At 67.3% G+C, this 21763-nt stretch carries 19 protein-coding genes and 1 riboswitch; of the genes, 9 read left to right on the top strand and 10 right to left on the bottom strand.

Going from position 1 to position 21763, the window contains the following annotated elements; all coding sequences use genetic code 11:
- Window positions 1-10: 10 nt before the first annotated feature.
- On the top strand, window positions 11-1111 hold the full coding sequence (locus QEP15_RS04525; RefSeq protein WP_142050696.1) for a YheT family hydrolase: 1101 nt from the start codon (window positions 11-13) through the stop codon (window positions 1109-1111).
- A gap of 88 nt (window positions 1112-1199) precedes the next feature.
- Here QEP15_RS04525 and QEP15_RS04520 read toward each other — a convergent pair whose 3' ends face one another.
- Window positions 1200-2723 (bottom strand): M48 family metalloprotease, encoded by a 1524-nt coding sequence (locus tag QEP15_RS04520; RefSeq protein ID WP_280148508.1) that lies wholly within the window; start codon window positions 2721-2723, stop codon window positions 1200-1202.
- Between the two features lie 56 nt (window positions 2724-2779).
- Between QEP15_RS04520 and galU the strand changes: the two genes are divergently transcribed.
- The gene (gene galU / locus QEP15_RS04515) at window positions 2780-3631 is read left to right on the top strand and encodes a UTP--glucose-1-phosphate uridylyltransferase GalU (protein WP_056322690.1); all 852 of its coding nucleotides are present in this window, start codon (window positions 2780-2782) and stop codon (window positions 3629-3631) included.
- Window positions 3632-3683: 52 nt separating this feature from the next.
- Here galU and QEP15_RS04510 read toward each other — a convergent pair whose 3' ends face one another.
- The 5 genes from QEP15_RS04510 to QEP15_RS04490 form a co-directional block, all read right to left on the bottom strand.
- Window positions 3684-4556 (bottom strand): cytochrome c oxidase assembly protein, encoded by an 873-nt coding sequence (locus QEP15_RS04510; RefSeq protein ID WP_142050699.1) that lies wholly within the window; start codon window positions 4554-4556, stop codon window positions 3684-3686.
- Between the two features lie 107 nt (window positions 4557-4663).
- Window positions 4664-5767, bottom strand: a complete 1104-nt coding sequence (locus QEP15_RS04505; RefSeq protein ID WP_280148507.1) for a porin — start codon at window positions 5765-5767, stop codon at window positions 4664-4666.
- Between the two features lie 53 nt (window positions 5768-5820).
- Entirely contained in the window at window positions 5821-8619 is a 2799-nt protein-coding gene (gene mgtA, locus QEP15_RS04500) for a magnesium-translocating P-type ATPase (protein ID WP_280148506.1), read from the bottom strand.
- A 430-nt stretch (window positions 8620-9049) separates the two neighbouring features.
- Complete coding sequence (locus QEP15_RS04495; RefSeq protein WP_062840354.1) at window positions 9050-9382, bottom strand: hypothetical protein; 333 nt, start codon at window positions 9380-9382, stop codon at window positions 9050-9052.
- A 441-nt stretch (window positions 9383-9823) separates the two neighbouring features.
- Window positions 9824-10828, bottom strand: a complete 1005-nt coding sequence (locus tag QEP15_RS04490; protein WP_056321193.1) for a sodium:calcium antiporter — start codon at window positions 10826-10828, stop codon at window positions 9824-9826.
- 43 nt (window positions 10829-10871) lie between these two features.
- A riboswitch (yybP-ykoY riboswitch) is annotated at window positions 10872-11063 on the bottom strand.
- 144 nt (window positions 11064-11207) lie between these two features.
- On the opposite strand from QEP15_RS04490, the gene QEP15_RS04485 reads away from it, so the two are divergent.
- Window positions 11208-12548, top strand: coding sequence for an aminopeptidase P N-terminal domain-containing protein (locus QEP15_RS04485; protein WP_152383556.1), 1341 nt, complete (start codon window positions 11208-11210; stop codon window positions 12546-12548).
- A gap of 13 nt (window positions 12549-12561) precedes the next feature.
- Here the strand turns inward: QEP15_RS04485 and QEP15_RS04480 are convergent, their stop codons facing one another.
- On the bottom strand, window positions 12562-13026 hold the full coding sequence (locus QEP15_RS04480) for an NINE protein (RefSeq protein ID WP_175156627.1): 465 nt from the start codon (window positions 13024-13026) through the stop codon (window positions 12562-12564).
- A gap of 78 nt (window positions 13027-13104) precedes the next feature.
- On the opposite strand from QEP15_RS04480, the gene QEP15_RS04475 reads away from it, so the two are divergent.
- From QEP15_RS04475 to ruvA, 6 genes are all read left to right on the top strand, one after another.
- Window positions 13105-14274, top strand: a complete 1170-nt coding sequence (locus QEP15_RS04475) for a UbiH/UbiF/VisC/COQ6 family ubiquinone biosynthesis hydroxylase (RefSeq protein ID WP_217618748.1) — start codon at window positions 13105-13107, stop codon at window positions 14272-14274.
- Between the two features lie 117 nt (window positions 14275-14391).
- Window positions 14392-15417 (top strand): tRNA dihydrouridine synthase DusB, encoded by a 1026-nt coding sequence (gene dusB, locus QEP15_RS04470; protein ID WP_056321185.1) that lies wholly within the window; start codon window positions 14392-14394, stop codon window positions 15415-15417.
- A 36-nt stretch (window positions 15418-15453) separates the two neighbouring features.
- Window positions 15454-15693 carry a helix-turn-helix domain-containing protein gene (locus QEP15_RS04465; RefSeq protein WP_006217670.1) on the top strand — a complete coding sequence of 80 codons (240 nt, stop codon included), beginning with the start codon at window positions 15454-15456 and terminating at the stop codon, window positions 15691-15693.
- A gap of 101 nt (window positions 15694-15794) precedes the next feature.
- Window positions 15795-17384, top strand: coding sequence for a bifunctional phosphoribosylaminoimidazolecarboxamide formyltransferase/IMP cyclohydrolase (purH, locus tag QEP15_RS04460; RefSeq protein ID WP_063953103.1), 1590 nt, complete (start codon window positions 15795-15797; stop codon window positions 17382-17384).
- The gene (gene ruvC, locus QEP15_RS04455) at window positions 17384-17932 is read left to right on the top strand and encodes a crossover junction endodeoxyribonuclease RuvC (protein ID WP_056321180.1); all 549 of its coding nucleotides are present in this window, start codon (window positions 17384-17386) and stop codon (window positions 17930-17932) included. Before purH ends, ruvC begins: the two co-directional genes overlap by 1 nt.
- A 70-nt stretch (window positions 17933-18002) precedes the next feature.
- Window positions 18003-18575, top strand: a complete 573-nt coding sequence (gene ruvA / locus QEP15_RS04450) for a Holliday junction branch migration protein RuvA (RefSeq protein WP_128830056.1) — start codon at window positions 18003-18005, stop codon at window positions 18573-18575.
- Window positions 18576-18581: 6 nt separating this feature from the next.
- Here ruvA and QEP15_RS04445 read toward each other — a convergent pair whose 3' ends face one another.
- From QEP15_RS04445 to ruvB, 3 genes are all read right to left on the bottom strand, one after another.
- A complete protein-coding gene (locus QEP15_RS04445; RefSeq protein ID WP_217618749.1) occupies window positions 18582-19508 on the bottom strand; it encodes a complex I NDUFA9 subunit family protein in 927 nt (308 codons plus the stop codon).
- Between the two features lie 104 nt (window positions 19509-19612).
- Window positions 19613-20578 (bottom strand): threo-3-hydroxy-L-aspartate ammonia-lyase, encoded by a 966-nt coding sequence (locus tag QEP15_RS04440; protein ID WP_056321169.1) that lies wholly within the window; start codon window positions 20576-20578, stop codon window positions 19613-19615.
- 103 nt (window positions 20579-20681) lie between these two features.
- A complete protein-coding gene (gene ruvB / locus QEP15_RS04435) occupies window positions 20682-21755 on the bottom strand; it encodes a Holliday junction branch migration DNA helicase RuvB (RefSeq protein ID WP_217618750.1) in 1074 nt (357 codons plus the stop codon).
- Window positions 21756-21763 lie beyond the last annotated feature (8 nt).

Raw genomic sequence — 21763 nt, 5'->3', positions numbered from 1 at the left:
GGATTCCCAGTTGGCCCCTGCTCGTCTTGATACAACGCCCTGCCCCGTCCCGCCCTGGCTTCCCGGGGGCGACAGCCAGACGGTCTACGCCGCCCTGTTCGCGCAGTATCACCGCATCGCGTTCGTGCGCGACCGCGTCGACACGCCGGACACGGACTTCGTCGATTTCGACTGGACCGGCCCTGGGCTGTTTCCGCACAAGGCCGCCGACGGCGCGCCGGTAAGCGGGCAACGCCCGGTCGGCAACGGCAAGACTGCCGCGGCACGCTGGATGACGGACGCCGACTGGAAGTCGCTGCCGCAAACCCCCGACACCCCTGCCCTGATCCTGTTCCACGGCCTGGAAGGCGGCAGCAACAGCCGCTATGCGCAGTCCATCGCGCATTACTTCCGGGCACGCGGCTGGATCGTGGTGATCGCGCACTTCCGAGGTTGTTCGGGCGTGCCCAACCGCCTGGCCCGCGCGTATTACTCTGGCGACTCGGCCGAGGTCGGCTTCCTGCTGAACACCGTGCGCCAGCGCATTCCGCACGCGCGCTGGCACGCCGTCGGCGTGTCATTGGGCGGCAACGCGCTGCTGAAGTATCTGGGAGAACACCAGGAAGACACCACTTGGCTGACCGCCTGCGCCGGCGTGTCGGCGCCGCTGGATCTGGTCGCCTGCGGCAAGACGCTGTCGACCGGCATCTTCAACCGGCGCGTTTACACGGCGCACTTCCTGAAGACGCTCAAGCACAAGGTGCTGGAAAAAGCGCATCGTTTTCCCGGCTCCATCGACGTCATGCGGATCGCGCACGCACACGACCTGCGCGAGTTCGACGACACCTACACCGCGCCGATGCACGGCTTTCGCAATGCGCTGGATTACTGGACGCGCGCGTCCAGCAAGCCGTGGCTGCCGAAGATCGCCGTGCCGACGCTGGTGCTCAATGCGCGCAACGACCCGTTCATCCCGGCCGCCTCGCTTCCCAAGCCGGAAGACTGCGCGCCGGGCATCCTGCTGCATCAACCTTCCGATGGCGGGCACGCGGGCTTTCCCACGGGCAGCTTTCCGGGGCACCTGAACTGGCTGCCCCAGCGCCTGGGACGGTTCTTCGAAACCGGGCTGTAAAAGCTGCGGCCAGCTCAGCAGGTGTCTGACACCCGCGAGCGTCAACCGCGGCTTGCGACACTGCCTCAGGGGCGTCAGACACCTTGTGTCAACCTGACTTGAAGCGCTCGAGCAGCCGGCGCTCTTCGGCCAGCTTGTCCTTGACTTCCTTGATCTGCACGTCGATCTGCGACTGCTCGTAGAAGTCGTTGGACAGGCCGCGCGCCTGTTGCAGCTGCGACTCCGCGGCGGCGTACGCACCCGTCATGACGTAGTAGCGGGCCAGGTCGCGGCGCGCCTGCACCGGCTTGCCGTTGCGCTCTTCGCTTTGCGCCAGCATCTGATACAGGCTCGGTTCGTCGCTGCCCCACTGCTTGATCTTCTCGCGCAGGTAATCCTGCGCCTCGGCATGCCGGCCATTAGCCTGCAGCGCCTGGGCGTAGGCAATGCCCAGCGCGCGATGATCGGGATAGCGCTTGGTGCCCGCCTGGGCAAGCGACATCGCCTGCGGATAATCCTTGCGTGCCAGCGCGATATCCACGGCAAGCTTTGCCAGCTGCGGTGAACTGCGGCCATTGGCGGAAGCCAGGTTCCAGTAGCGCTCCGCTTCCGGCAGGTTGTTGCGCTGGAAGTTCTGCAGGGCCAGCCCGTAATACGCGGCGGACTGCCGCACGCCCGAAAGGGCCTGGGCCTCGTCCTGCAACTGCTGGCCGGCCGTGCGCAGGCCAACCGTGTCGCGGCCCTGCACCACGCGCATCTTGGCACGGATGTACCAGAAGTCGTCGCTGTCCAGATGCCGTGAGGCCGGCAGCGCGCGGGCGCGGTTCTGCACGTCCGACATACGCTCGATCGACAGCGGGTGGGTGCTGGCCCACGAGCCGCCGCCCGCGCCTTCGTTCAGGCGCGATGCGTTCATCAGGCGCGCAAACATCTGAGACATGCCGTCGGCGTCGTAGCCAGCCTTCGTCAGCATCTGCAAGCCAGCGCGGTCGGCCTCGCGTTCCGCGTCGCGCGAGAATCCCAGTTGGCGGTTGATGGCCGCCGCCTGCCCGAAGGCGGCCACGCCCATCGACAGGTTGCCGCCGCCGCCCGCCAACGCCGCCAGCAGCGCGCCCGCCAGGCTGGCCAGCATCAGCATGCCGTTCTGGTTCTGCTGGGTCATGCCGCGCGCAATGTGGCGCTGCACGACGTGTCCGATTTCGTGGGCCACCACGGCGGCCAGCTCGGATTCGCTGGCCGACGACACGATCAGGCCCGTATTGATCCCGATGAAGCCGCCCGGCATGGCGAACGCGTTGATCTCGGGATCCCGCACGCCGAACATCTCGACCTCGGGCACGCCGCCCGGCGCGAACGCCGCAAGCTTGCGCCCCATCGTCGTGAGGTACTGGCTGAGTTCGGAATCATCGATATAGGAAGGGTCGCGGCGGCCCTGCGACATGATCGCTTCACCCAGCGTGCGCTCCAGCATGGGCGACAGGTCGGACGACGAGGCGGCGCCCATGGAAGGCAGCCCGACCGGCTGCGCCCACGCCGTGACGGGGGCAACGGGCATGGCGAGCGCCGCGCAAAGGCTCGCGATCGCGCCCCGTTTCGCAATCGAGCAAATGGATGGCATTTTCCTGCGGTTCATAAGCCTATGATAGCGATGAGCTTAAAATGTTTCATCGAATCCTCAACGAGGTCTCAATGCGTCCCGTCCGTAAAGCCGTTTTCCCTGTCGCCGGCATGGGCACCCGCTTCCTGCCCGCCACCAAGGCGATGCCCAAGGAAATGCTGCCCGTGGTCGACAAGCCCCTCATTCAGTACGCGGTGGAAGAAGCCGTCGCTGCGGGGATTACCGATCTCATATTCGTGACTGGCCGAAACAAGCGCGCCATCGAAGATCATTTCGACTCCGCGCCCGAGCTGGAATCCGACCTGGAAAGCAAGGGCAAGCATGAACTGCTGGCGATGGTGCGGGGCATTCTACCCGCGCACGTCAATTGCCTCTATATTCGCCAATCGGCCCCGCTGGGCCTGGGCCATGCCGTGCTGTCGGCCGCCCCCGCCGTGGGCGACGAGCCCTTTGCGGTCCTGCTGGCCGACGACCTGATCGACGCCGATACGCCCGCGATGAAGCAGCTGGTGGACGTCGCCGTGGCGCGCAACGCCAGCGTGCTGGGTGTGCAGGACGTGCCGCGCGCCGACACCCGCAAGTACGGCATCGTGGCCACGCACACGGGCGACACGCAGGCGGATGGCCGCACCGAACGCGTCACGCACATCGTTGAAAAGCCGGATCCCGAAGCCGCGCCGTCGACGCTGGCCGTGGTGGGCCGCTATGTGCTGGAAGCGGCGATCTTCGACCATCTGCGCTCGACCAAGATGGGCGCGGGCAACGAAATCCAGTTGACCGACGGCATCGCCTCGCTGATGCGCGAGCGCGAGGTCTATGCGCACCGCTTCGATGGCGTGCGCTACGACTGCGGCAACAAGGCGGGGATGTTCCAGGCCACCGTGGCGCTGGGCAAGAAGTATCACGGCCTGCTGCCGGAGTGACCGGCGCGGCCTGGCGGGAATGGGCACATCAGTGCCGCGTTCACCGCCGGGTTCAGGAAGACAGCGCCGCGCCCGACTTGGCGCGCGCGCGCGCATCGCGGTCCGCCTTGCGCAGCCGCCCCTTGGCCGACAGGCGCATCAGCGTGCCCAACGCCACCATCAGCCCGATCACCTCAACGAGCGCAGCGGGAATCCACATCGTCAGTCCGCCAATGGTCTGATCCGTCTGCGCCGACATGGCAATCGCACGCCCGCATAGCTCAAAGAGCGGATAGATGTCGCTCTCCGTGAAGGCGATGACGGCGCCCGCCACCATTTGCGGCAGCATGGTCGCCACCGGCGAAATGACGCGTCCGCCGGGCGACATGGCCGCGGGGGGCGCGGGACGGCGGTCCAGGATCAGGTTCCAGTACATGAACCCGCTGATCACGACCGACCAGTTCATGAGGCGGTAAAGACGCCAGTCGAGCATCGAGTAGAACTGCACCGACGGAATCAGCCAGATCAGCACCAGGAACACGAAAAGCGCCGGCACGAAGATCTTGTGGGTCAGCACCGCCACCGTGGCCCGGCCCGTGCCGGTGCGCAGGAAATCGCGCAGCCGCAACCGCCACCGCATCGGCAATCCCGCCCGCATCACCTGCCCCGGGAAGGCCGCCATGACGAGCAGCGGCCCAAGATGGTGCAGCACCAGATGCTGGATGCGATGGATGAAGAACATGCGCTCGGCGTAATAGTCGAGCCGGGTGTGCAGGGACAGGTACAGGAGGACCATCCCCGTCCAGAAAAGGATCTGACGCGCGCGCGTGACGTGATGAACCCGTTGGCCGCGTACGAACAGCACGATGGCCACCAGGAAGGAAGCCACCAGCGTGGGAGAGAACTCCCAGGGTACGAGCCATTCGAGACTATCCATGCGTGCCATCCGAGAAACGACGCGAAGACAAGGGCCGGCGCCCGGCGCCGTCTTTCGGCGATTGTAGTAGACCCCGCCATCGCGCGCTGCCGGGCGCCTGCCCGGGCTGGAACGTGTCAGAAACGGTGTGTCACGCCCGTGCCGATGCGCGTGGTGTGGGCGTTGCCGGGGTCGAACTGGTTATCCAGCGTGTAGTTCGACGCGTAGCCCGCGAAGGCATAGAGCGTCGTGCGCGGGGACAGGTCGTAGGTATAGCCCAGCGTCGCAACCTGCGCATTGCGCGCCGTCATGCCATTGTCCCAACGCCAATCGGGCCGGGCCAGCGACCATTGCACCAGGACGGCGCCCGGCCCGGCCGGAACACTGACCCCGACCAGCCAGGCGTCGACCGTGCCGCCCTGCACGAAGGCCGCGGGTCCCAACCCGAGGCCCAGTCCGTCGGGGTCGCCGCCGTCCAGTCCCACGTAACCGTTGCGCTGGCGCGACCAGGCAAGAGACACCTTGACCACCTCGAAGTCGTACGAGGCGCCCACCTGGAATGCCTGCGGACGCCCGCCCGCCTGCGCGGGCGGGGTGGCCAGGCGCAATTGTTCCCAGGTGGCCACGGCCAGGAGCGGCCCGTCCTCATACTTCAGGCCGAGACTGATTGCACGAGTGTTCTGGTTGGTGCGAAATTGGTCCTGTCCATCCGCGTCGAAGGCGTAGCCGACCCCGGCCTGGAACCCCTGCCATTGCGGGGAATACCAGTTCACCATGTTGCTGAATTGGTAATTGTCGGACGCCTTGAAGGTCGCCCCCATGCCCATGTCTTTCCACGAGGCGATCTCAAGCGCGTTGCCATAGGTCTGGCCGACTGTGTACTGGCGGCCAAGGCGCAGGTCGCCGTAGCTGGCATGGGCCAAGCCGATCCAGGCGCCATAGTTGAAGAGCCGGCTGCTGTCGGCCGCGGTGCCGCTGGAAGGGTCAAAGCCGCTTTCAAGCTGGAAGCTGGCGGCCCACCCGGAGCCCAGGTCTTCCGTCCCCTGCAGGCCCCACAGCGAGTCCGTCAGGCCGCCGTTCAGCAGGCCGCTTTGGCTGCCCTGCCCCGACACCCGGGTCACGGCAACGCCGGCGTCCACAATGCCGTACAGCTGCACGCTGGTGCCGCCATCCGCGGCCACCGCCACGCAGGAGGGCATCAGGCCGGCCGCCGCCAAGGCGGCGAAAAATGCAATTCTCATGATCTTTCCTTGCGTTGGCGGCGGGCGCGGAGCCCGCCGCCGGTTGCATCAGCCTACTGCCAGCCGTAGCGGCGGACCCAGAAGTGCTTGAGCGTCTGCGTCAGCACGCAATATCCCAGGAGGATGCCGACCAGCCAGGGGAAGTAGCTCCAGGGCAGCGCCTGCAACTGGAAGTACTCCGCCAGCGGCGAGAACGGCAGCACCAGTCCCAACGTGATCACCATCAGCGTCATCCCCATCAGGGGCCAGGACGCGCGGCTTTGCAGGAAAGGAATCCGGCGAGTGCGGATCATATGCACGATCAGCGTCTGCGACAACAGGCCCTCGACAAACCAGCCGGACTGGAACAGCGTCTGATGCTCGGGCGAATTGGCCTGGAACACGAACCACATGACGGCGTACATCGCGATATCGAAGATCGAGCTGATCGGACCGAAGAACACCATGAATCGGCCCAGGCCTTCCGGATCCCAGCGCTGCGGCTGCTTCAGCAATTCTTCGTCGACATTGTCAAACGGAATCGCCGTCTGCGAGATGTCGTACATCAGGTTCTGCAGCAGCAGATGGATGGGCAGCATCGGCAGAAAGGGCAGGAAGGCGCTGGCGACCAGCACCGAAAACACGTTGCCGAAATTCGAGCTGGCCGTCATCTTCAGGTACTTGAGCATGTTGCAGAAGGTCTTGCGGCCTTCGATCACGCCGTCCTCCAGCACCATCAGGCTCTTTTCCAGCAGGATGATGTCGGCGGCCTCCTTCGAGATATCCACCGCGGAATCCACCGAGATGCCCACGTCCGCCGCGCGCAGCGCCGGGGCGTCGTTGATGCCGTCTCCCATGAAGCCCACCGTGTCGCCCTGCGCGCGCAGGCTGCGAACGATGCGTTCCTTGTGAATCGGCGCCAGCCGGGCAAACACGTTGGCCTCGCGCACGGCGACCGCCAGCTCGGCGTCGTCCATCGCCTCGATCTCGGCGCCCAGGTACACCTTGCGCACATCCAGTCCCACCTCGCGGCAGACCTTGCGCGTGATGAGTTCGACGTCGCCGGTCAGCACCTTGACCTCGATGCCCGAGTCCTTCAACGCGGCCAGCGCGGGCCCGGTCGACTCCTTGGGCGGATCCAGGAATGCGATGTATCCCACCAGCACCAGGTCGGATTCGTCCGCCACGCCGTAGGCCTGCTGCGTGGGCGGCAGTTCCTTCACGGCGACGGCAATGACGCGCAGGCCCTCCCGGTTCAGACCCGCCGTCACGTGACGGATGTCGGCGCGGCGCGCGTCGGTCAGCGGATGCACTTCGCTGCCCACGCGCAGACGCGTGCAGGCTTCCAGCATTTCCTCGAGCGCTCCCTTGCAGATCAGTTCGTGGTGGTCGCGGCCGTTTTCGGTCTCGTTCACCACGACGGACATGCGGCGGCGCGAGAAGTCGAACGGAATCTCGTCGATCTTGCGGTAGCGGCCCGCCAGGTCCAGGCTGCGCGCCACTTCCGCATGCTCCAGCACGGCCACGTCCAGCAGGTTCTTCAGGCCCGTCTGGTAGTAGCTGTTCAGGTAGGCATAGGCCAGCACGTCGTCGCTGGCCGCGCCATAGACGTCGGTGTGACGCTCGAGCACGATGCGGTCCTGCGTCAGCGTGCCGGTCTTGTCGGTGCACAGCACGTTCATGGCGCCCAGGTTCTGGATCGCGTCCAGACGTTTGACGACGACCTTGCGGCGGGACATGCGCACGGCTCCCTTGGCCAGCGTGGCCGTGACGATCATGGGCAGCATTTCGGGCGTCAGGCCCACGGCGATGGCCAGCGCGAACAGCAGCGCCTCCAGCCAGTCGCCCTTGGTAAAGCCGTTGATGAGCATCACCACCGGCGCCATCACCAGCATGAAGCGGATCAGGATCCAGCTCACGCGGTTGATGCCTTGCTGGAATTGCGTGGGCGCGCGCGAGGTCTGCGTGACCCGGCCAGCCAACTGGCCGAAGTACGTGTCCGAGCCGGTCGCCACCACCAGCGCGCTGCCCGCGCCGCTGACCACGTTGGTGCCCATGAAGGCCATGTTCTCCAGTTCGAGCGGGTTGGCCGACTGCACGCGCGGGGACATGTGCTTTTCAACAGGCAGCGATTCGCCCGTCAGCGCGGCCTGCGCCACGAAGAGGTCCTTGGCATTCAGAATGCGGCAGTCGGCGGGGACCATGTCGCCGGCGGAGAGCAGCACGACGTCGCCGGGCACCAGATCGGCCAGCGGCACTTCACGCTGTTGCGACCCGGTGGCGTGCAAGGCCGCGCCAAAGAAGCGCCGGCCATTGCCCGCGTCAGGCGATCCGGCATCGCTGCGCAGAACCGTCGCGGTGTTGCGCACCATCGCCTTCAGGGCTTCGGCGGCGCGGTTCGAACGCTGCTCTTGCACAAAGCGCAGCACGGTCGAGATCAGCACCATCGAGCCGATGATCGCAACGGCCGTCCAGGACTGGTCCTCGGGCGCCGCCATGCGCACGTCGGTCAGCCAGGACAGGACCGCCAGCGCGGTCAGCAGCAGGTTGAACGGATTGCGATAGGACAGCCACAGGTGATGCGGCCAGGAAAGCGGCTTCTCGTGGTCGACTTCATTGGCGCCATGCCGTTCGCGGGCGGCCTGCGCCTGGGCGTCGGACAGTCCGCCCCAGCTGCTGCCGAACCGCTCGAACAGGGAATCGAAGCCCAGCCGGGACGTCTCGACCATGCGCAGGCTGGCGCGGCGGGCGGCCTCGGAGGAAGCCGCGGCGTTGTCCGCGCCTTGTTCAAGGATGGGGGCGCGGCGAAAGTGCCGGCCGGTGCGGCGCAGACGCGCGGCGGAAGAAAAAAAGGATTTCAGGAAAGCAAACATGGGAGTGCTCCGCATTTATTGGTGTTGTTGCGGGAGACACGGACGACCCTGCCGGTGGCGGCCGCGCGCAGGCAGCAGCGGACCGCGGCGTTTCCTGGGAAATGCCGTGAGGCCGCCGCTGACGGGCGTGCGAAGGCGCCGGAGCAATGTTGCCGGTGTCCGGATCGCGTCTATGGCGCGCCGGGTGCGGAAAACGGAAGGGAAGCGGGCGGTGGAACCGGGACCGGACGCCGATGCTCGCAGGACGCAAGCGGGGCCGGGGATTCCAGGCTGCGGGTTCCGTACGGACCGGGATGTCTATCCGGCCAGTCGGCTCGCAGTGAGTGACGGGTCAGATAGGCATGCCGGAGCCGCGCACAGGGCGCAATCGAGGCTCTGGGTCTAAGGCGCTAGGCATGATTTCTCCGGGGGAAGGAAATGTTTGGGGGGTTCAGGCCATCGCGGCCTGCGCGCCGAAATGCACGTGGCGCACAGCGGGATTGGCGCTCAAACGGCGCGCTTGCGTCATCAATTCAGCCCGCAGTTCGGGCGGGCAATTGATCGTGATACAAGCCGACGCGAGATCGGGATCCTGACCTTGGTCGACCTGCACTTGGGCGACGTCCAGGCCAGCGGCGCTGAAGTCCAGGCAGATCTGCTTGCGCAGTGCGCCGAGCTCGCCGCGCGGACAGATCACCGTCAGCCGGGAAGTGCCGCGGCGGCGGCCCAGGGCGGTGGCGCGGTCCACGCCGGCACGGCGCAGGAACAAGTCGAAGAAACGCATAACGACCTCCATGACAAGAAGGCGGAGCGTGATCGCGAACACGTGCGCAGCCGGACAGCGCCCCGGCGGCGGACACGACGAACGTGCACGAACGCTGGCGCTGCGACTAGCGGCGGTTCTGGCGGTTTACGTTGGGGAGAGTCCCGGCAGGCCGAGAGCCTGCGCTACTGGCCGGGCTGAAGCCTGGCGCCTGGGATACACCGCAACCTGCTGAATGACAGGATGCGGCAGACGGAGTTCTGCGTGGATCCTGTCAGACAGCGACGTCGATGCAAGATCGACAACTTTCGCCGGAATCGGTATTCACGAAGACTGCTCCTGGGATGGAAAACAGCGAAAGTTTACGCGGGTTTGTACTGATGGACAAGGGTTGGGTGCATTTTTGACGCAGAAAAGCGCCAAGACCGGACAGACGCGCGCGCCTGCCCGGCCTGCCCGTCTTTACCCGTAAAAGTGCCAGCCCAGGTAGCCCGCGAAAATCGCGTACAGCCCGCCCACCGCCGACAGCGCCGGCACGCTCATGGCAGACCGGCGGAAACGCAGCCACAGCAGTCCGATCGACAGCATCGTGAAAAAGCCCGCCGCGAGCAGCGGGGCGTCCAGCAGCCACGGCGTCATGAAGATGCCAAGCGCGCTGGGGATCGTCGCCTGGATCATCATGGCGCCCGAAATGTTGGCCAGCGCCAGGCGTTCCTTGCCCTGGCGCACCCAGATCAGCGCATTCATGATCTCCGGCAGCTCGGTGGCCACCGGGGCCAGCAGCAGCGCGGCCACGTGGGGCGAGGCGCCCATGGCGATGCCCAGCAATTCGATCTGGTTCACGAACACGTGCGAGGCGCCGGCGATCACGACCAGCGCCATGACCGTCTGCGTGACGGCCCAGAACATGGAGGGGTCTTCGTCGCGCGGCCGCAGTTTCAGGGGTTCGAGGTCATCGCTGTCCAGGGATGCCTCGTCGTTGCTGAGCTCACGCTTGATGTATAGCGCATAGGTGACCAGGAACACGAAGCCCAGCCAGGGCTTCCAGGCAAAGGCCAGCAGGCCCAGGCCCACCTTGAAGATGAAGATGCCCATGAACCAGGCCTGGTCGCGGGCCAGCCGGCGCTGGTCCGCGTTGATACAGTTCGCCTGCGTGGGCTTGCCGCGGCGGGCGCGCCACAGGGCCAGGCCGACGACCGCATAGGCCAGCGTGGCAAGCACCAGGGGACCGCCCATCGCGGCGCCGACGCCGATGTCCTTTTGTTCGGGGGTATCGCCGAAGACCACGGCCATGAAGGTGACGGCGCTTTCCGGCAGCGCGGTGCCGAAGGCGGCGAGCACAGTGCCGGTGGCGGTCGCGCCCAGCTGGAAGCGGTGACCGACCCATTCGACGCCATTGACGAAGAACTCGCACGCGACGTAGATCACTGCCGCGGACAGGAAGAACAGAAAAAGGGTGAGCAACATGGGAATGCGGCCGGACGAGCGGATACCGATGGCGCGACGCAGCGGCTCGCCCGGCCAAGGGTGAACGCTACGCGGCCAAAGGTCTCGCCTGGCTGATCCACGCGGCTGCAAGCCGGACGTGGGTGCCGTCAGCGCCATGGGGTTCTAGCGGCTGCTCCGCAGCACTGAACCACCAAGTCTGTTGACGCTGACTCCTTTGGGGACAAAGGATGGCTACTCCCCAATGACAGAGCGGCGATTGTAGCAGCGGCCGGCACGTTGTCCAGTCATCACCGCACGGCCAACGCGGATACGCCACGGGGTGTTGCATTCGCGGGATGGCAGGTAAAGTAGTCCCATCTTCCGCCCTTGCCGGGGCTGCACGCCCGGCCCGCCCGACATGAGCCTGCCTCCCGACGACCTCGCCCCTTTCGCCGCGCGGCGCCAGCGCCTGATGGATCGCATGCGCGCGGAAGGCGGCGGCATCGCCATCCTGGCGACCGCGACGGAAGCCATCCGCAACCGCGACGCGGAATTTCCTTACCGGCACGACAGCGATTTCTTCTACCTGACGGGCTTTACCGAACCCGATGCCTGGGTGGTGCTGGTGGCGGGCGCGACAGACCGCGCCGTGCTGTTCTGCCGGCCGCGTCACGTGGAGCATGAATTGTGGGAGGGCAAGCGCTTTGGCCCCGAGGCCGCGGCCGCCCACTTCGGTTTCGACGACGCCCACCCCATCGACGCGCTGGACGAACTGGTGCCCGCGCTGATGCTGGACCATCCGACCCTGTACGCCCCGCTGGCCGGGGACAAGCGCACGGACGGCCGCCTGCACCGCTGGCTGGCGGCGGCGCGCGAGAAAAGCCGCGGCGGGCGCCTGCCGCCCAGCCGGCAGCAGGACGTGCGGCCGCTGCTGGCCGACATGCGGCTCATCAAGGACGCCTCGGAAATCGCCGCCATGCGGCGCGCGGCCAAGATTTCGGCCGGCGCGCACGCGCGCGCCATGCGCGTGGCGCGGCCCGGCATGCGCGAGTACGAGATCGAGGCCGAGCTGCTTTATGAATTCCGCCGCCACGGCGCGCAGTCCGTGGCGTACAACAGCATCGTCGCGGCCGGGGCCAACGCCTGTGTTCTGCACTATCCGGCTGGCGAGGCCGTGCTGCGCGACGGCGATCTGGTGCTGGTCGATGCGGGCTGCGAAGTGGACAGCTACGCCAGCGACATCACGCGCACCTTTCCGGCGAACGGCCGCTACAGCGGCCCGCAGCGCGCGCTTTATGACCTGACCGTCGCGGCGCAGGACGCGGCCGCCCAGGCCACCGCGCCCGGCCGCAGCTTCAACGATGCGCACGAGGCCGCGCTGCGCGTCCTGGCGCAGGGCATGCTGGATCTGAAACTGCTGAAGGGATCGCTGGACGGCGTGCTGGATTCGGGCGACTACAGCCGCTTCTACATGCACCGCACCGGCCACTGGCTGGGCCTGGACGTGCATGACGTCGGCGACTACCGCCAGCCCGGTGCGCCCGGCACCGATCGGCCGTGGCGCACGCTGCAAACCGGGATGATGCTGACCATCGAACCGGGCATCTACGTGCGCCCCGCCGACGACGTGCCAGAGGCCTACTGGAACATCGGCATCCGCACGGAAGACGATGCGCTGGTCACGGACGAAGGATGTGAACTGATCACCCGCGGCGTGCCGGTGCAGGCCAGCGAGATCGAGGCGCTGATGCGCGAATGATGCAGCGGGCGGCCTACAGCACGTAGCCGTCCAGCCAGCCCATGGCCACCCAGACATAGACCACCACCATCGCGATGGCGAACATGGTGGCGATGGCGCCGACCAGGCACGCCAGAATGGCGACCAGCACCGGCCCCCAGCCTGTCGAAGTCACCTTGCCCAGGCCCGGATTGCAGATCCGGTCGAACTTCTCGTCCGGCATCAGGGAATAGACCGCGCTTTCGATGAACCCGTCGATCATGGGAATGAACAGCAGGAAGAACGCGGGGTTGTCGTACCAGACCGGGTAAAAGCGCACGGCGCAGAACAGGCACACGGCGGCGAAGACGGTCACCAGCCAGGCGTGGCGCCGGCCCAGATACCACCAGTGCGCGCCAAACGCGCCGAACAGGCAGGCCAGGAGTCCCACCGCGACCTTGCTGCGGGGGCGGCGCGCGGAGACGGCGGAAAGCGAAGAGGAAGCCTGAGCCTGCGTCATGTCAATCAACCGGAAAAGGGGCGTAGGCGCCAAGCGGCGGCGGCTGCCGCGATTGTAGTGGACGGTTAAAATCCGGGCATGACTTCCTCCGCCTTCGACATTGCGATTCTTGGCGCCGGCCCCGTGGGCCGCGTATTGGCCCTGATGCTGGCGCGCGTGGCGCCGGACCCGGCGCGCATCGCCCTGCTCGCGGGCAGCGCACCGGCACCCGTCACCCCGGCCGCGGCCGTGCCCGCCGCCGATCCGCGCGTGCTGGCCATGAACCACGGCAGCCGGGTGCTGCTGGAGTCGATGCATGCCTGGCCCGAACGCTCGGCCGACATTCGCAACATCCACGTGTCGCAGCGCGGCCGGCTGGGCCGAACGCTCATCCAGAACACCGATTTTGGCGTGCCCCAGCTGGGCAGCGTGGTGGCCTATTCCGGCCTGTACGCCAAGCTGGACGACTGCGTGGCCGCGTGCGGCGTCTCCGTGCTGGCCGGCCCCCCGGCGCAGATCGGCATGCAGGACGCCGACGGCGTGCGCATCCAGCAGGGCGACACGGAAATCCTCTGCGGCGTCGCCGTGCAGTCCGACGGCGCCGGCGCCACGGATGTGCGGCGCGATTACGACCAGCACGCCGTGCTGACCACCGCCCACGCCACCCTGCCGCGGCGCGGCTGGGCCTGGGAGCGCTTCACCTCCGAAGGTCCGCTGGCGCTGCTGCCGCACCCGCAGACCCCGGATGCCTTCTCCGTCGTCTGGTGCAGCGCGCCGGACCGCGCGGCCGAACTCGCGGCCCTGGACAACGTCGCTTTCTCGCATGCGCTGACGCAGGCCTTTGGCGACCGCCTGGGCCGCCTGACCAGCCATGCGCCGCGCCATGTCTTTCCGCTGGCGCTGTCCGCCCGGCGCGCCCAGGTGCACGGCCGGGTCGCGGCCATCGGCAACGCCGCGCAGACCCTGCACCCGGTGGCGGGCCAGGGATTGAACCTCGGCCTGCGCGATGCGGCGCGCCTTGCCCAGACGCTGACCGGCTGGCTGGCCCGTCCCGGCGCCAATCCCGGACCGGCCCTCGCCGAGTTCGCCAGCGCGCGCCATCTGGATCGCTTCATCACGGCCGGACTCACCGATTTCATGCCGCGCATCTTCGCCACGGGGCTGGCGCCCGTGGAACACGCCTGCGGCGCCGCCTTGCTGGGGATGGATCTGGCCTCCCCCTTGCGCGCCCCGCTCGCCCAGCACCTGCTCCAAGGATTCCGCGCGTAAATCCCCGTCGGATCCGGCCCGGTTCAGGGGCCGGCTTCCCCTAGTTCCCCCCCATCTGTTACCAGGCCATCGCCCCTCCAAAAATGGGGGTTCGATCGAGCCGGTTAAAATGTGAGCATGCGCATAGGCCAGTGGACCCTTCCCAACAACGTTCTTGTCGCGCCCATGGCGGGCGTGACGGACCGTCCTTTCCGCCAGCTTTGCAAGAAGCTGGGGGCGGGTTACGCGGTGTCCGAGATGGCCGCCAGCAACCCCAAACTGTGGGATAGCGTCAAGACATCGCGCCGCCTGAACCACGACGGCGAGATCGCCCCCATTTCCGTGCAGATTGCGGGGGCGGATCCGGCCATGATGGCCGAGGCCGCGGCGTTCAACGCCAACAAGGGCGCCCGGATCATCGACATCAACATGGGCTGTCCGGTCAAGAAAGTGTGCAACGTGGCGTCCGGGTCGGCGCTGTTGCGCCACGAAGACCTGATCGTCCGCATCCTGGACGCCGTGGTGGCCGCCTGCGCGCCGCTTGGCGTGCCCGTCACCCTGAAGACCCGGACCGGCTGGGACCGCAGCAGCCGCAATGCGCTGCGCGTGGCCAAGCTGGCCGAAAACGCGGGCATCGCCGCCCTCACCCTGCACGGGCGCACGCGGGCCGACCTCTATACGGGCGAGGCGGAATATGACACCATCCGCGCCGTCAAGGCTGAAATCGGCATCCCCGTGATCGCGAACGGCGATATCGACTCGCCCGCCAAGGCCAGGCACGTCCTGGATTACACTGGCGCCGATGCGGTCATGATTGGCCGGGCGGCCCAGGGCCGCCCGTGGATCTTCCGCGAAATCGACCACTACCTGCGCACGGGCGAAACACTGGCCCCTCCCTCTTATGGGGAAATGCGCGAGCTGCTGCTCGAACATCTCGACGACCACTACCGTTTCTATGGCGAGCACACCGGCGTACGTACCGCGCGCAAGCACATAGGCTGGTATGTGGACGGCCTGCCGGGCGCGGATTCGTTTTGCGCCCGCATGAACCTGATCGACAACACCCGCGACCAATGGCGGGCGGTGGCGGACTGGTTCGACACCCTCTCAAGCGACGGCAGCTGTACCCCGGCGCCGGCCGCAGAAGCCCTGCTGGCGGCATGACCGCCTCAACACCAACATAAAAATATCTGTACTCAAATGAGCAAGAAAGATGTCCTGGAAGAATGCGTGCGCGCCAGCCTGGAGCGCTATTTCGAAGACTTGGGCGAGTCCGAGCCCCACGATATGTGGGACATGGTCATGCGCTGCGTGGAGCGCCCGGTGCTTGAAGTAGCGTTGGAGCGGTCGGGCGGCAACCAGTCCCGGGCGTCCGAGATGCTGGGCATCACCCGCAACACCCTGCGCAAGAAGTTGCTGGCGCACAATATCCAGGTATAGATTTCCCTCGCGCGGGCGGCGCACGCGTCGCGCCGCCGCCGCTTCCAGATTTCCCATCCGACCAGAACGAGAAAGGCGCTCCCGCCCCGCTCCGTCCCATCATGAAAATCGAAACCGCCCTGCTTTCGGTGTCCGACAAGACCGGCATCGTTGAATTTGCCCGCGCCCTGGCCGCGCGTGGCGTGCGCCTGCTCTCGACCGGCGGCACCGCCAAGCTGCTCGCCGACTCCGGCCTGACCGTCACCGAAGTGGCCGCTCACACCGGTTCGCCCGAGATCCTGGACGGCCGCGTGAAGACGCTGCACCCCAAGATCCACGGCGGCCTGCTGGCCCGCCGCGACAGCGCCGAGCACATGGACACCATCAAGGCGGCTGGCATCGATCGCATCGACATGCTGGTGGTCAACCTGTATCCGTTCCGTGAAACCGTGGCCAAGCCCGATTGCACGTTTGCCGACGCCGTAGAGAACATCGACATTGGCGGGCCCGCCATGCTGCGCGCCGCCGCCAAGAACCACGGCACCGAAGCCGGCGGCGTCACGGTCGTGATCGACCCGGTCGACTATTCGCGCGTCCTGGCCGAAATGGACAAGGGCGGCGCCACCTCCTACGGCCTGCGCCTCGCCCTGGCCGCCAAGGTCTACGCCCACACGGCCGCCTACGACGGCGCCATCGCCGCCTACCTGACCAGCCTGACCGCGGCCGAGCCCGAGCAGGACGCCGTGCCCGCCCGTAACGAATGGCCCGGCACGCTGACCCTGCAGGTCAAGCAGGAGCAGGCGCTGCGCTACGGCGAGAACCCCCATCAAAGCGCCGCCTTCTACGTGGACGCGCAGCGTCCGGCCGGCCTGCTGGGAAACTACCGCCAGTTGCAGGGCAAGGAACTGTCCTACAACAACATCGCCGACGCCGACGCGGCGTGGGAATGCGCGCGCAGCTTCGAAGCGCCCGCCTGCGTCATCGTCAAGCATGCCAACCCTTGCGGCGTGGCCGTTGCGGCCGACACGCTGGGCGCGTACCAGCAAGCCTTCAAGACCGACCCGACGTCGGCCTTCGGCGGCATCATCGCCTTCAACCGTCCGGTTGACGCCGCGACGGCCGAGGCCGTGAGCGCGCAGTTCCTGGAGGTGCTGCTCGCCCCCGCCTACGACGGCGCCGCGCTGGCCATCCTGGCCGCCAAGAAGAACGTGCGCGTGCTGGAAGTGCCGATGGGCACAGGCCAGAACGCCTTCGACATCAAGCGCGTGGGCGGCGGCTGGCTGGTGCAGACGCCGGACGCCTACAACGTGCCGCGCGACGCCCTCAAGGTCGTCACCAAGCGCCAACCCACCGAGCAGGAAATGAACGACCTGTCGTTCGCCTGGAAGGTCGCCAAGTACGTCAAGTCCAACGCCATCGTGTTCGTGGGCGGCGGCATGACCCTGGGCGTGGGCGCGGGCCAGATGAGCCGCATCGACTCGGCGCGCATCGCGTCCATCAAGGCGGAAAACGCCGGCCTGACCCTGAAGGGCTCGGCCGTGGCATCCGACGCGTTCTTCCCGTTCCGTGACGGCCTGGACGTGGTGGTGGCGGCGGGCGCAACCTGCGTGATCCAGCCGGGCGGCAGCGTGCGCGATGACGAAGTCATCGCCGCCGCCGACGAGCACGGCATCGCCATGGTGCTGACCGGCACCCGCCACTTCCGCCACTGATGCGCGTCCTCGGCATCGATCCCGGCCTGCGCCGCACCGGCTTCGGTGTGATCGATGCCGAAGGCTCGCGGCTGCGTTACGTGGCCAGCGGGACCATCGTGGTCCCGCCGGCGCTGACGCTGTCCGAACGCCTGAAGGTCATCCTGGACAACCTGCGCCAGGTGGCCCGCGACACGCAACCTGACGTGGCCGCGCTGGAAATCGTCTTTCTGAACACCAATCCCGCATCCACCCTGCTGCTGGGCCAGGCCCGCGGCGCGGCGCTTTGCGCGCTGGCCGACAGTTCGCTCGACGTGCACGAGTACACCGCGCTGCAGATCAAGAAGGCCGTGGTCGGCACCGGCCGCGCCGCGAAAGAGCAGGTGCAGATGATGGTGCAGCACCTGCTGGCGCTGGATGGCATGCCGGCCCCCGACTCGGCCGACGCGCTGGCCTGCGCCATCTGCCACGCGCACGTGGGACCGCTGCAGGACAAGCTGGAACGCCTGGGCAGCGCGCTGCGGATGGGCGGCAAGACCCGCATCCGCAATGGCCGGCTGATCGGCTGAGCGCCCTCCCGTATAGAATCCCCGCATTCGCCGCGCGTTCCGCGGCCGCCACCATTGCAGGCCTCTCACCATGATCGGAAGAATCACCGGAACCCTGATCGAAAAACTGCCCCCCACGATCTGCGTGGATGTGGGCGGAATCGGGTATGACATCGACGTGCCCATGAGCACGCTGTATTCGCTGCCCGAGACGGGCGCGCGCGTCACGCTCTACACGCACCTGACCGTGCGCGAAGACGCGCACATCCTGTATGGATTTGCCTCGGCCGGCGAGCGCAGCGCGTTCCGTGAACTCATCAAGGTCAGCGGCATCGGCGCGCGCACGGCGCTGTCCGTGCTGTCCGGCCTGTCGGTCGCGGATCTGGCGCAGGCCATCACGCTGCAGGAGTCCGGCCGCCTGACCCGCGTGCCCGGCATCGGCAAGAAGACCGCGGAACGGCTGCTGCTGGAGATGCGCGGCAAGCTGGGCGCGGACATCGGCGCAGCGGCGCACGTCACGCACGACAACCAGTCCGACATCCTGAATGCCCTGCTGGCGCTGGGCTACTCCGAGAAGGAATCGCTGTCGGCGCTGAAGACGCTGCCCGAAGGCGTAGGCGTGTCCGACGGCATCAAACAGGCGCTCAAGGCGCTGGTGCGCTGACTGGCGCTAGGCCGCCTTGCCGTGCTGCAGGTAGCGCGGTGCCACGGCCTCCAGGCCCGTGGGCACCACGTGCAACTCGGGGGCGATGGGCCCGCCGCAGACGTTGTCGCGGCGCAGGGAATCCAGGTTGTCGCGCGACATCAATGGCGTGCCCGGCATGCATTCGAACAGCCGGGCCTGCATGCGCCCCACCCCCATCGGCATGCTGATGACGGGGCGCGGATGCCCGCTCCAGGCGGCGCACAGCCTCGCGATCTCGCCCAGCGTGTAGACCTGCGGCCCGCCCAGTTCGTAGGTCTTGCCGCAGGTGTGAGTGTCGGCCAGCGCGTTGACCATGGCGGTCACCACATCGCCCACATAGATGGGCTGCATGCGCGCATTGGCGCCCGCCAGCGGCAGCACCGGCAGCCAACGCGCCAGCGACGCGAACATATTGGTGAAGTTGTCGTCGGGTCCGAAAAGCACCGACGGGCGGAAGATGGTCCAGCAGATGTCGGGCCGGCCTTGGCAGGCCGCTTTGATGGCGGCTTCTCCGTCGCCCTTGGAGCGCTGGTACATGCTGTCGCCGCTGGAGTCGGCGCCCAGCGCGCTGACGTGAAGCAAGCGCCGCACGCCATGGCGCACACAGGCCTGCGTAATGCGCTGCGGCAGATGCACGTGAGCGCGCGCGAAATCGGACCCATACGGCCGGCCCACGTTGCCGTGCAGGATGCCCACCAGGTTCACGACGGCATCGCACCCTTGCACCATGCCATCGAGCGCGGCGTCGTCGTGGATGTCAGCCTGAAGCAGCGTGACGGTGGGAAGTAATTGCAGGTCGCGTCCGCGGGCAAGAAGCCGCGTGGGCACGACGATCTGATGCGGGTCCGCGCAAAGCCGTGCTACCAAGTGGCGGCCGATGAAGCCCGTGCCGCCAATGACAAGGATACGCATGGCGTAGCCTCCGGTTCGTCAGGATCGAGGTTCGATTCTGCCCTGCAAGGTCGGCATGCGCAAGCGCGCGCGAGCGAGGCGCCGCGCGCGCCGCTTGATGCGCGTCAGCCCGCCAGCAGCTTTGCGTAGGCCGGAAGATCGACGTTGCCGCCGCTGATGATGACGCCAACCCGGGCCCCGCGCACCGGCACCACGTTCTGCATGACGGCCGCCGCCGCCAGGCAGCCCGTGGGTTCCACGACCATCTTCATGCGTTCGGCAAAGAACTTCATGGTCGTCACCAGCTGTTCATCCGTCACCGTGACGATGTCGCGCACGTATTTCTGGATGAGGGGGAAGGTGAGATTGCCCAGATGCGTGGTGGCGGCGCCGTCCGCCAGCGTCTTGGGCGCGGGGATTCGGACGATTTCACCCTTGCGCAAGGACTGCTGCCCGTCATTGCCGGCTTCGGGTTCCACGCCGTAGACCAGGCAGCGCGGGCTGAGCGCGAAGGCGGACAGGGCCGAGCCCGACAGCAGGCCGCCGCCGCCCAGGCACACGAAAAGGTAATCGAGCTCGCCGACTTCCTCGAACAATTCCTTGGCGGCCGTGCCCTGCCCCGCGATCACGTCCTCGTGGTCGTACGGCGGGATCAGCGTGGCGCCGGTTTCGGCCTGGATGCGGCGGGCGATGGTCTCGCGGTCTTCGGTGTAGCGGTCGTACGTGACGATCTTGCCGCCGTAGCCTTCCGTGGCGGCGCGTTTGGCCGCGGGCGCGTCCAGCGGCATGATGATGGTGGCCTGGACCCCTTGCAGCCGGGAGGCCAGCGCGATGGCCTGCGCGTGATTGCCCGACGAGAACGTCACGACGCCCGCGGCCCGTTGCTCGGGCGTGAGGCGCGCGATCGCGTTGTAGCCGCCCCGGAACTTGAAGGCGCCCATGCGCTGGAAGTTCTCGCACTTGAAGAACAGCGACGCGCCGGCGATGGCATCGGCGGTGGCCGAGGTCAGGACGGGCGTGCGGTGTGCGTTGCCGGCCAGGCGCTCGCTGGCGCGCGCGACATCATCATAGGAGGGCAATTCGGGCTGCATGGAATAAGGTCCTTAGATCGCGAGGGGGAAACGAAACCCTCGGATCATAAACCCGCCGGCGCGATTTGCGCGCCGCCCGAAGGCATGACGGCGCGAGGGCAGCCTATTTGCCGAAGAGGTCGCCGCTGCCGACCGTGGTGCCTGCGGGCGGCGCGAGGCCCAGGTGGCGCCACGTGGTCAGCGTGGCCGTGCGGCCGCGCGGCGTGCGTTGCAGATAACCGTGCTGGATCAGGTACGGCTCGATGACGTCCTCGATCGTGTCGCGCTCTTCGCCGATGGCCGCGGCCAGGCTGTCCACGCCGACCGGACCGCCATCGAACTTGTGGACGATGGCTTCGAGCAGCTTGCGGTCCATCAGGTCCAGGCCCTGCGGATCGACTTCCAGCATGGCGAGCGCGCGGCCCGCCACGTCGGCATCGATGGTGCCGCCCGCCTTCACTTCGGCGTAGTCGCGCACCCGGCGCAGCAGGCGGTTGGCGATACGCGGCGTGCCGCGGGCGCGGCGCGCCACCTCGGCCGCGCCGTCCGGCGTGATGACGGCATTGAGCAGGCCCGCGCTGCGCGTCACGATGCGGCCCAGATCCGCGGCGTTGTAGAACTCGAGCCGCGACACGATGCCGAAGCGGTCGCGCAGCGGATTGGTCAGCATGCCCGCGCGGGTCGTGGCGCCAACCAGCGTGAAGGGCTGCAGGTCCAGCTTCACGCTGCGCGCGGCCGGCCCTTCGCCGATCAGGATGTCGATCTGGAAGTCTTCGAGCGCGGGGTAAAGGATTTCCTCGACCACGGGCGACAGGCGGTGGATCTCGTCGATGAAGAGGACGTCGTTCTTTTCCAGGTTGGTCAGCAGCGCGGCCAGGTCGCCCGGGCGTTCGAGAACGGGGCCGGACGTCTGACGCAATTGCACGCCCATTTCGTGCGCAATGATGTGCGCCAGCGTGGTCTTGCCCAAGCCCGGGGGGCCGAACAGCAGGACGTGGTCCAGCGCCTCGCCCCGCTTTCTGGCCGCGGCGATGAAGATTTCGAGCTGTTCGCGGGCGCGCTGCTGCCCGACATATTCTTCCAGCGCCTTGGGCCGCAACGCGCGTTCGATCGACTCCTCGTTGGGCGACACCGGCTGCGGCGTCACGATGCGGGGGGCGTCGGGACGGGAGGAAAGCGAATCGGACTGGATGGCCATGGTGCGGG

It is taken from the genome of Achromobacter mucicolens, assembly GCF_029866465.1.
GTDB lineage: Bacteria > Pseudomonadota > Gammaproteobacteria > Burkholderiales > Burkholderiaceae_B > Achromobacter > Achromobacter mucicolens.
This window is presented reverse-complemented; position numbering and strand designations above follow the sequence as displayed.

What these genes read in the sequence shown, in the direction of transcription:
- QEP15_RS04510 (WP_142050699.1), bottom strand. Translation starts at nt 4,556, where the DNA reads ATGGCACGCATGGATAGTCTCGAATGGCTCGTACCCTGGGAGTTCTCT.
- QEP15_RS04485 (WP_152383556.1), top strand. Translation starts at nt 11,208, where the DNA reads ATGAGCCTGCCTCCCGACGACCTCGCCCCTTTCGCCGCGCGGCGCCAG.
- QEP15_RS04445 (WP_217618749.1), bottom strand. Translation starts at nt 19,508, where the DNA reads ATGCGTATCCTTGTCATTGGCGGCACGGGCTTCATCGGCCGCCACTTG.
- ruvB (WP_217618750.1), bottom strand. Translation starts at nt 21,755, where the DNA reads ATGGCCATCCAGTCCGATTCGCTTTCCTCCCGTCCCGACGCCCCCCGC.
- QEP15_RS04520 (WP_280148508.1), bottom strand. Translation starts at nt 2,723, where the DNA reads ATGAACCGCAGGAAAATGCCATCCATTTGCTCGATTGCGAAACGGGGC.
- QEP15_RS04505 (WP_280148507.1), bottom strand. Translation starts at nt 5,767, where the DNA reads ATGAGAATTGCATTTTTCGCCGCCTTGGCGGCGGCCGGCCTGATGCCC.
- ruvA (WP_128830056.1), top strand. Translation starts at nt 18,003, where the DNA reads ATGATCGGAAGAATCACCGGAACCCTGATCGAAAAACTGCCCCCCACG.
- QEP15_RS04465 (WP_006217670.1), top strand. Translation starts at nt 15,454, where the DNA reads ATGAGCAAGAAAGATGTCCTGGAAGAATGCGTGCGCGCCAGCCTGGAG.
- mgtA (WP_280148506.1), bottom strand. Translation starts at nt 8,619, where the DNA reads ATGTTTGCTTTCCTGAAATCCTTTTTTTCTTCCGCCGCGCGTCTGCGC.
- QEP15_RS04440 (WP_056321169.1), bottom strand. Translation starts at nt 20,578, where the DNA reads ATGCAGCCCGAATTGCCCTCCTATGATGATGTCGCGCGCGCCAGCGAG.
- ruvC (WP_056321180.1), top strand. Translation starts at nt 17,384, where the DNA reads ATGCGCGTCCTCGGCATCGATCCCGGCCTGCGCCGCACCGGCTTCGGT.
- QEP15_RS04480 (WP_175156627.1), bottom strand. Translation starts at nt 13,026, where the DNA reads ATGACGCAGGCTCAGGCTTCCTCTTCGCTTTCCGCCGTCTCCGCGCGC.
- QEP15_RS04490 (WP_056321193.1), bottom strand. Translation starts at nt 10,828, where the DNA reads ATGTTGCTCACCCTTTTTCTGTTCTTCCTGTCCGCGGCAGTGATCTAC.
- QEP15_RS04495 (WP_062840354.1), bottom strand. Translation starts at nt 9,382, where the DNA reads ATGCGTTTCTTCGACTTGTTCCTGCGCCGTGCCGGCGTGGACCGCGCC.
- purH (WP_063953103.1), top strand. Translation starts at nt 15,795, where the DNA reads ATGAAAATCGAAACCGCCCTGCTTTCGGTGTCCGACAAGACCGGCATC.
- dusB (WP_056321185.1), top strand. Translation starts at nt 14,392, where the DNA reads ATGCGCATAGGCCAGTGGACCCTTCCCAACAACGTTCTTGTCGCGCCC.
- QEP15_RS04475 (WP_217618748.1), top strand. Translation starts at nt 13,105, where the DNA reads ATGACTTCCTCCGCCTTCGACATTGCGATTCTTGGCGCCGGCCCCGTG.
- galU (WP_056322690.1), top strand. Translation starts at nt 2,780, where the DNA reads ATGCGTCCCGTCCGTAAAGCCGTTTTCCCTGTCGCCGGCATGGGCACC.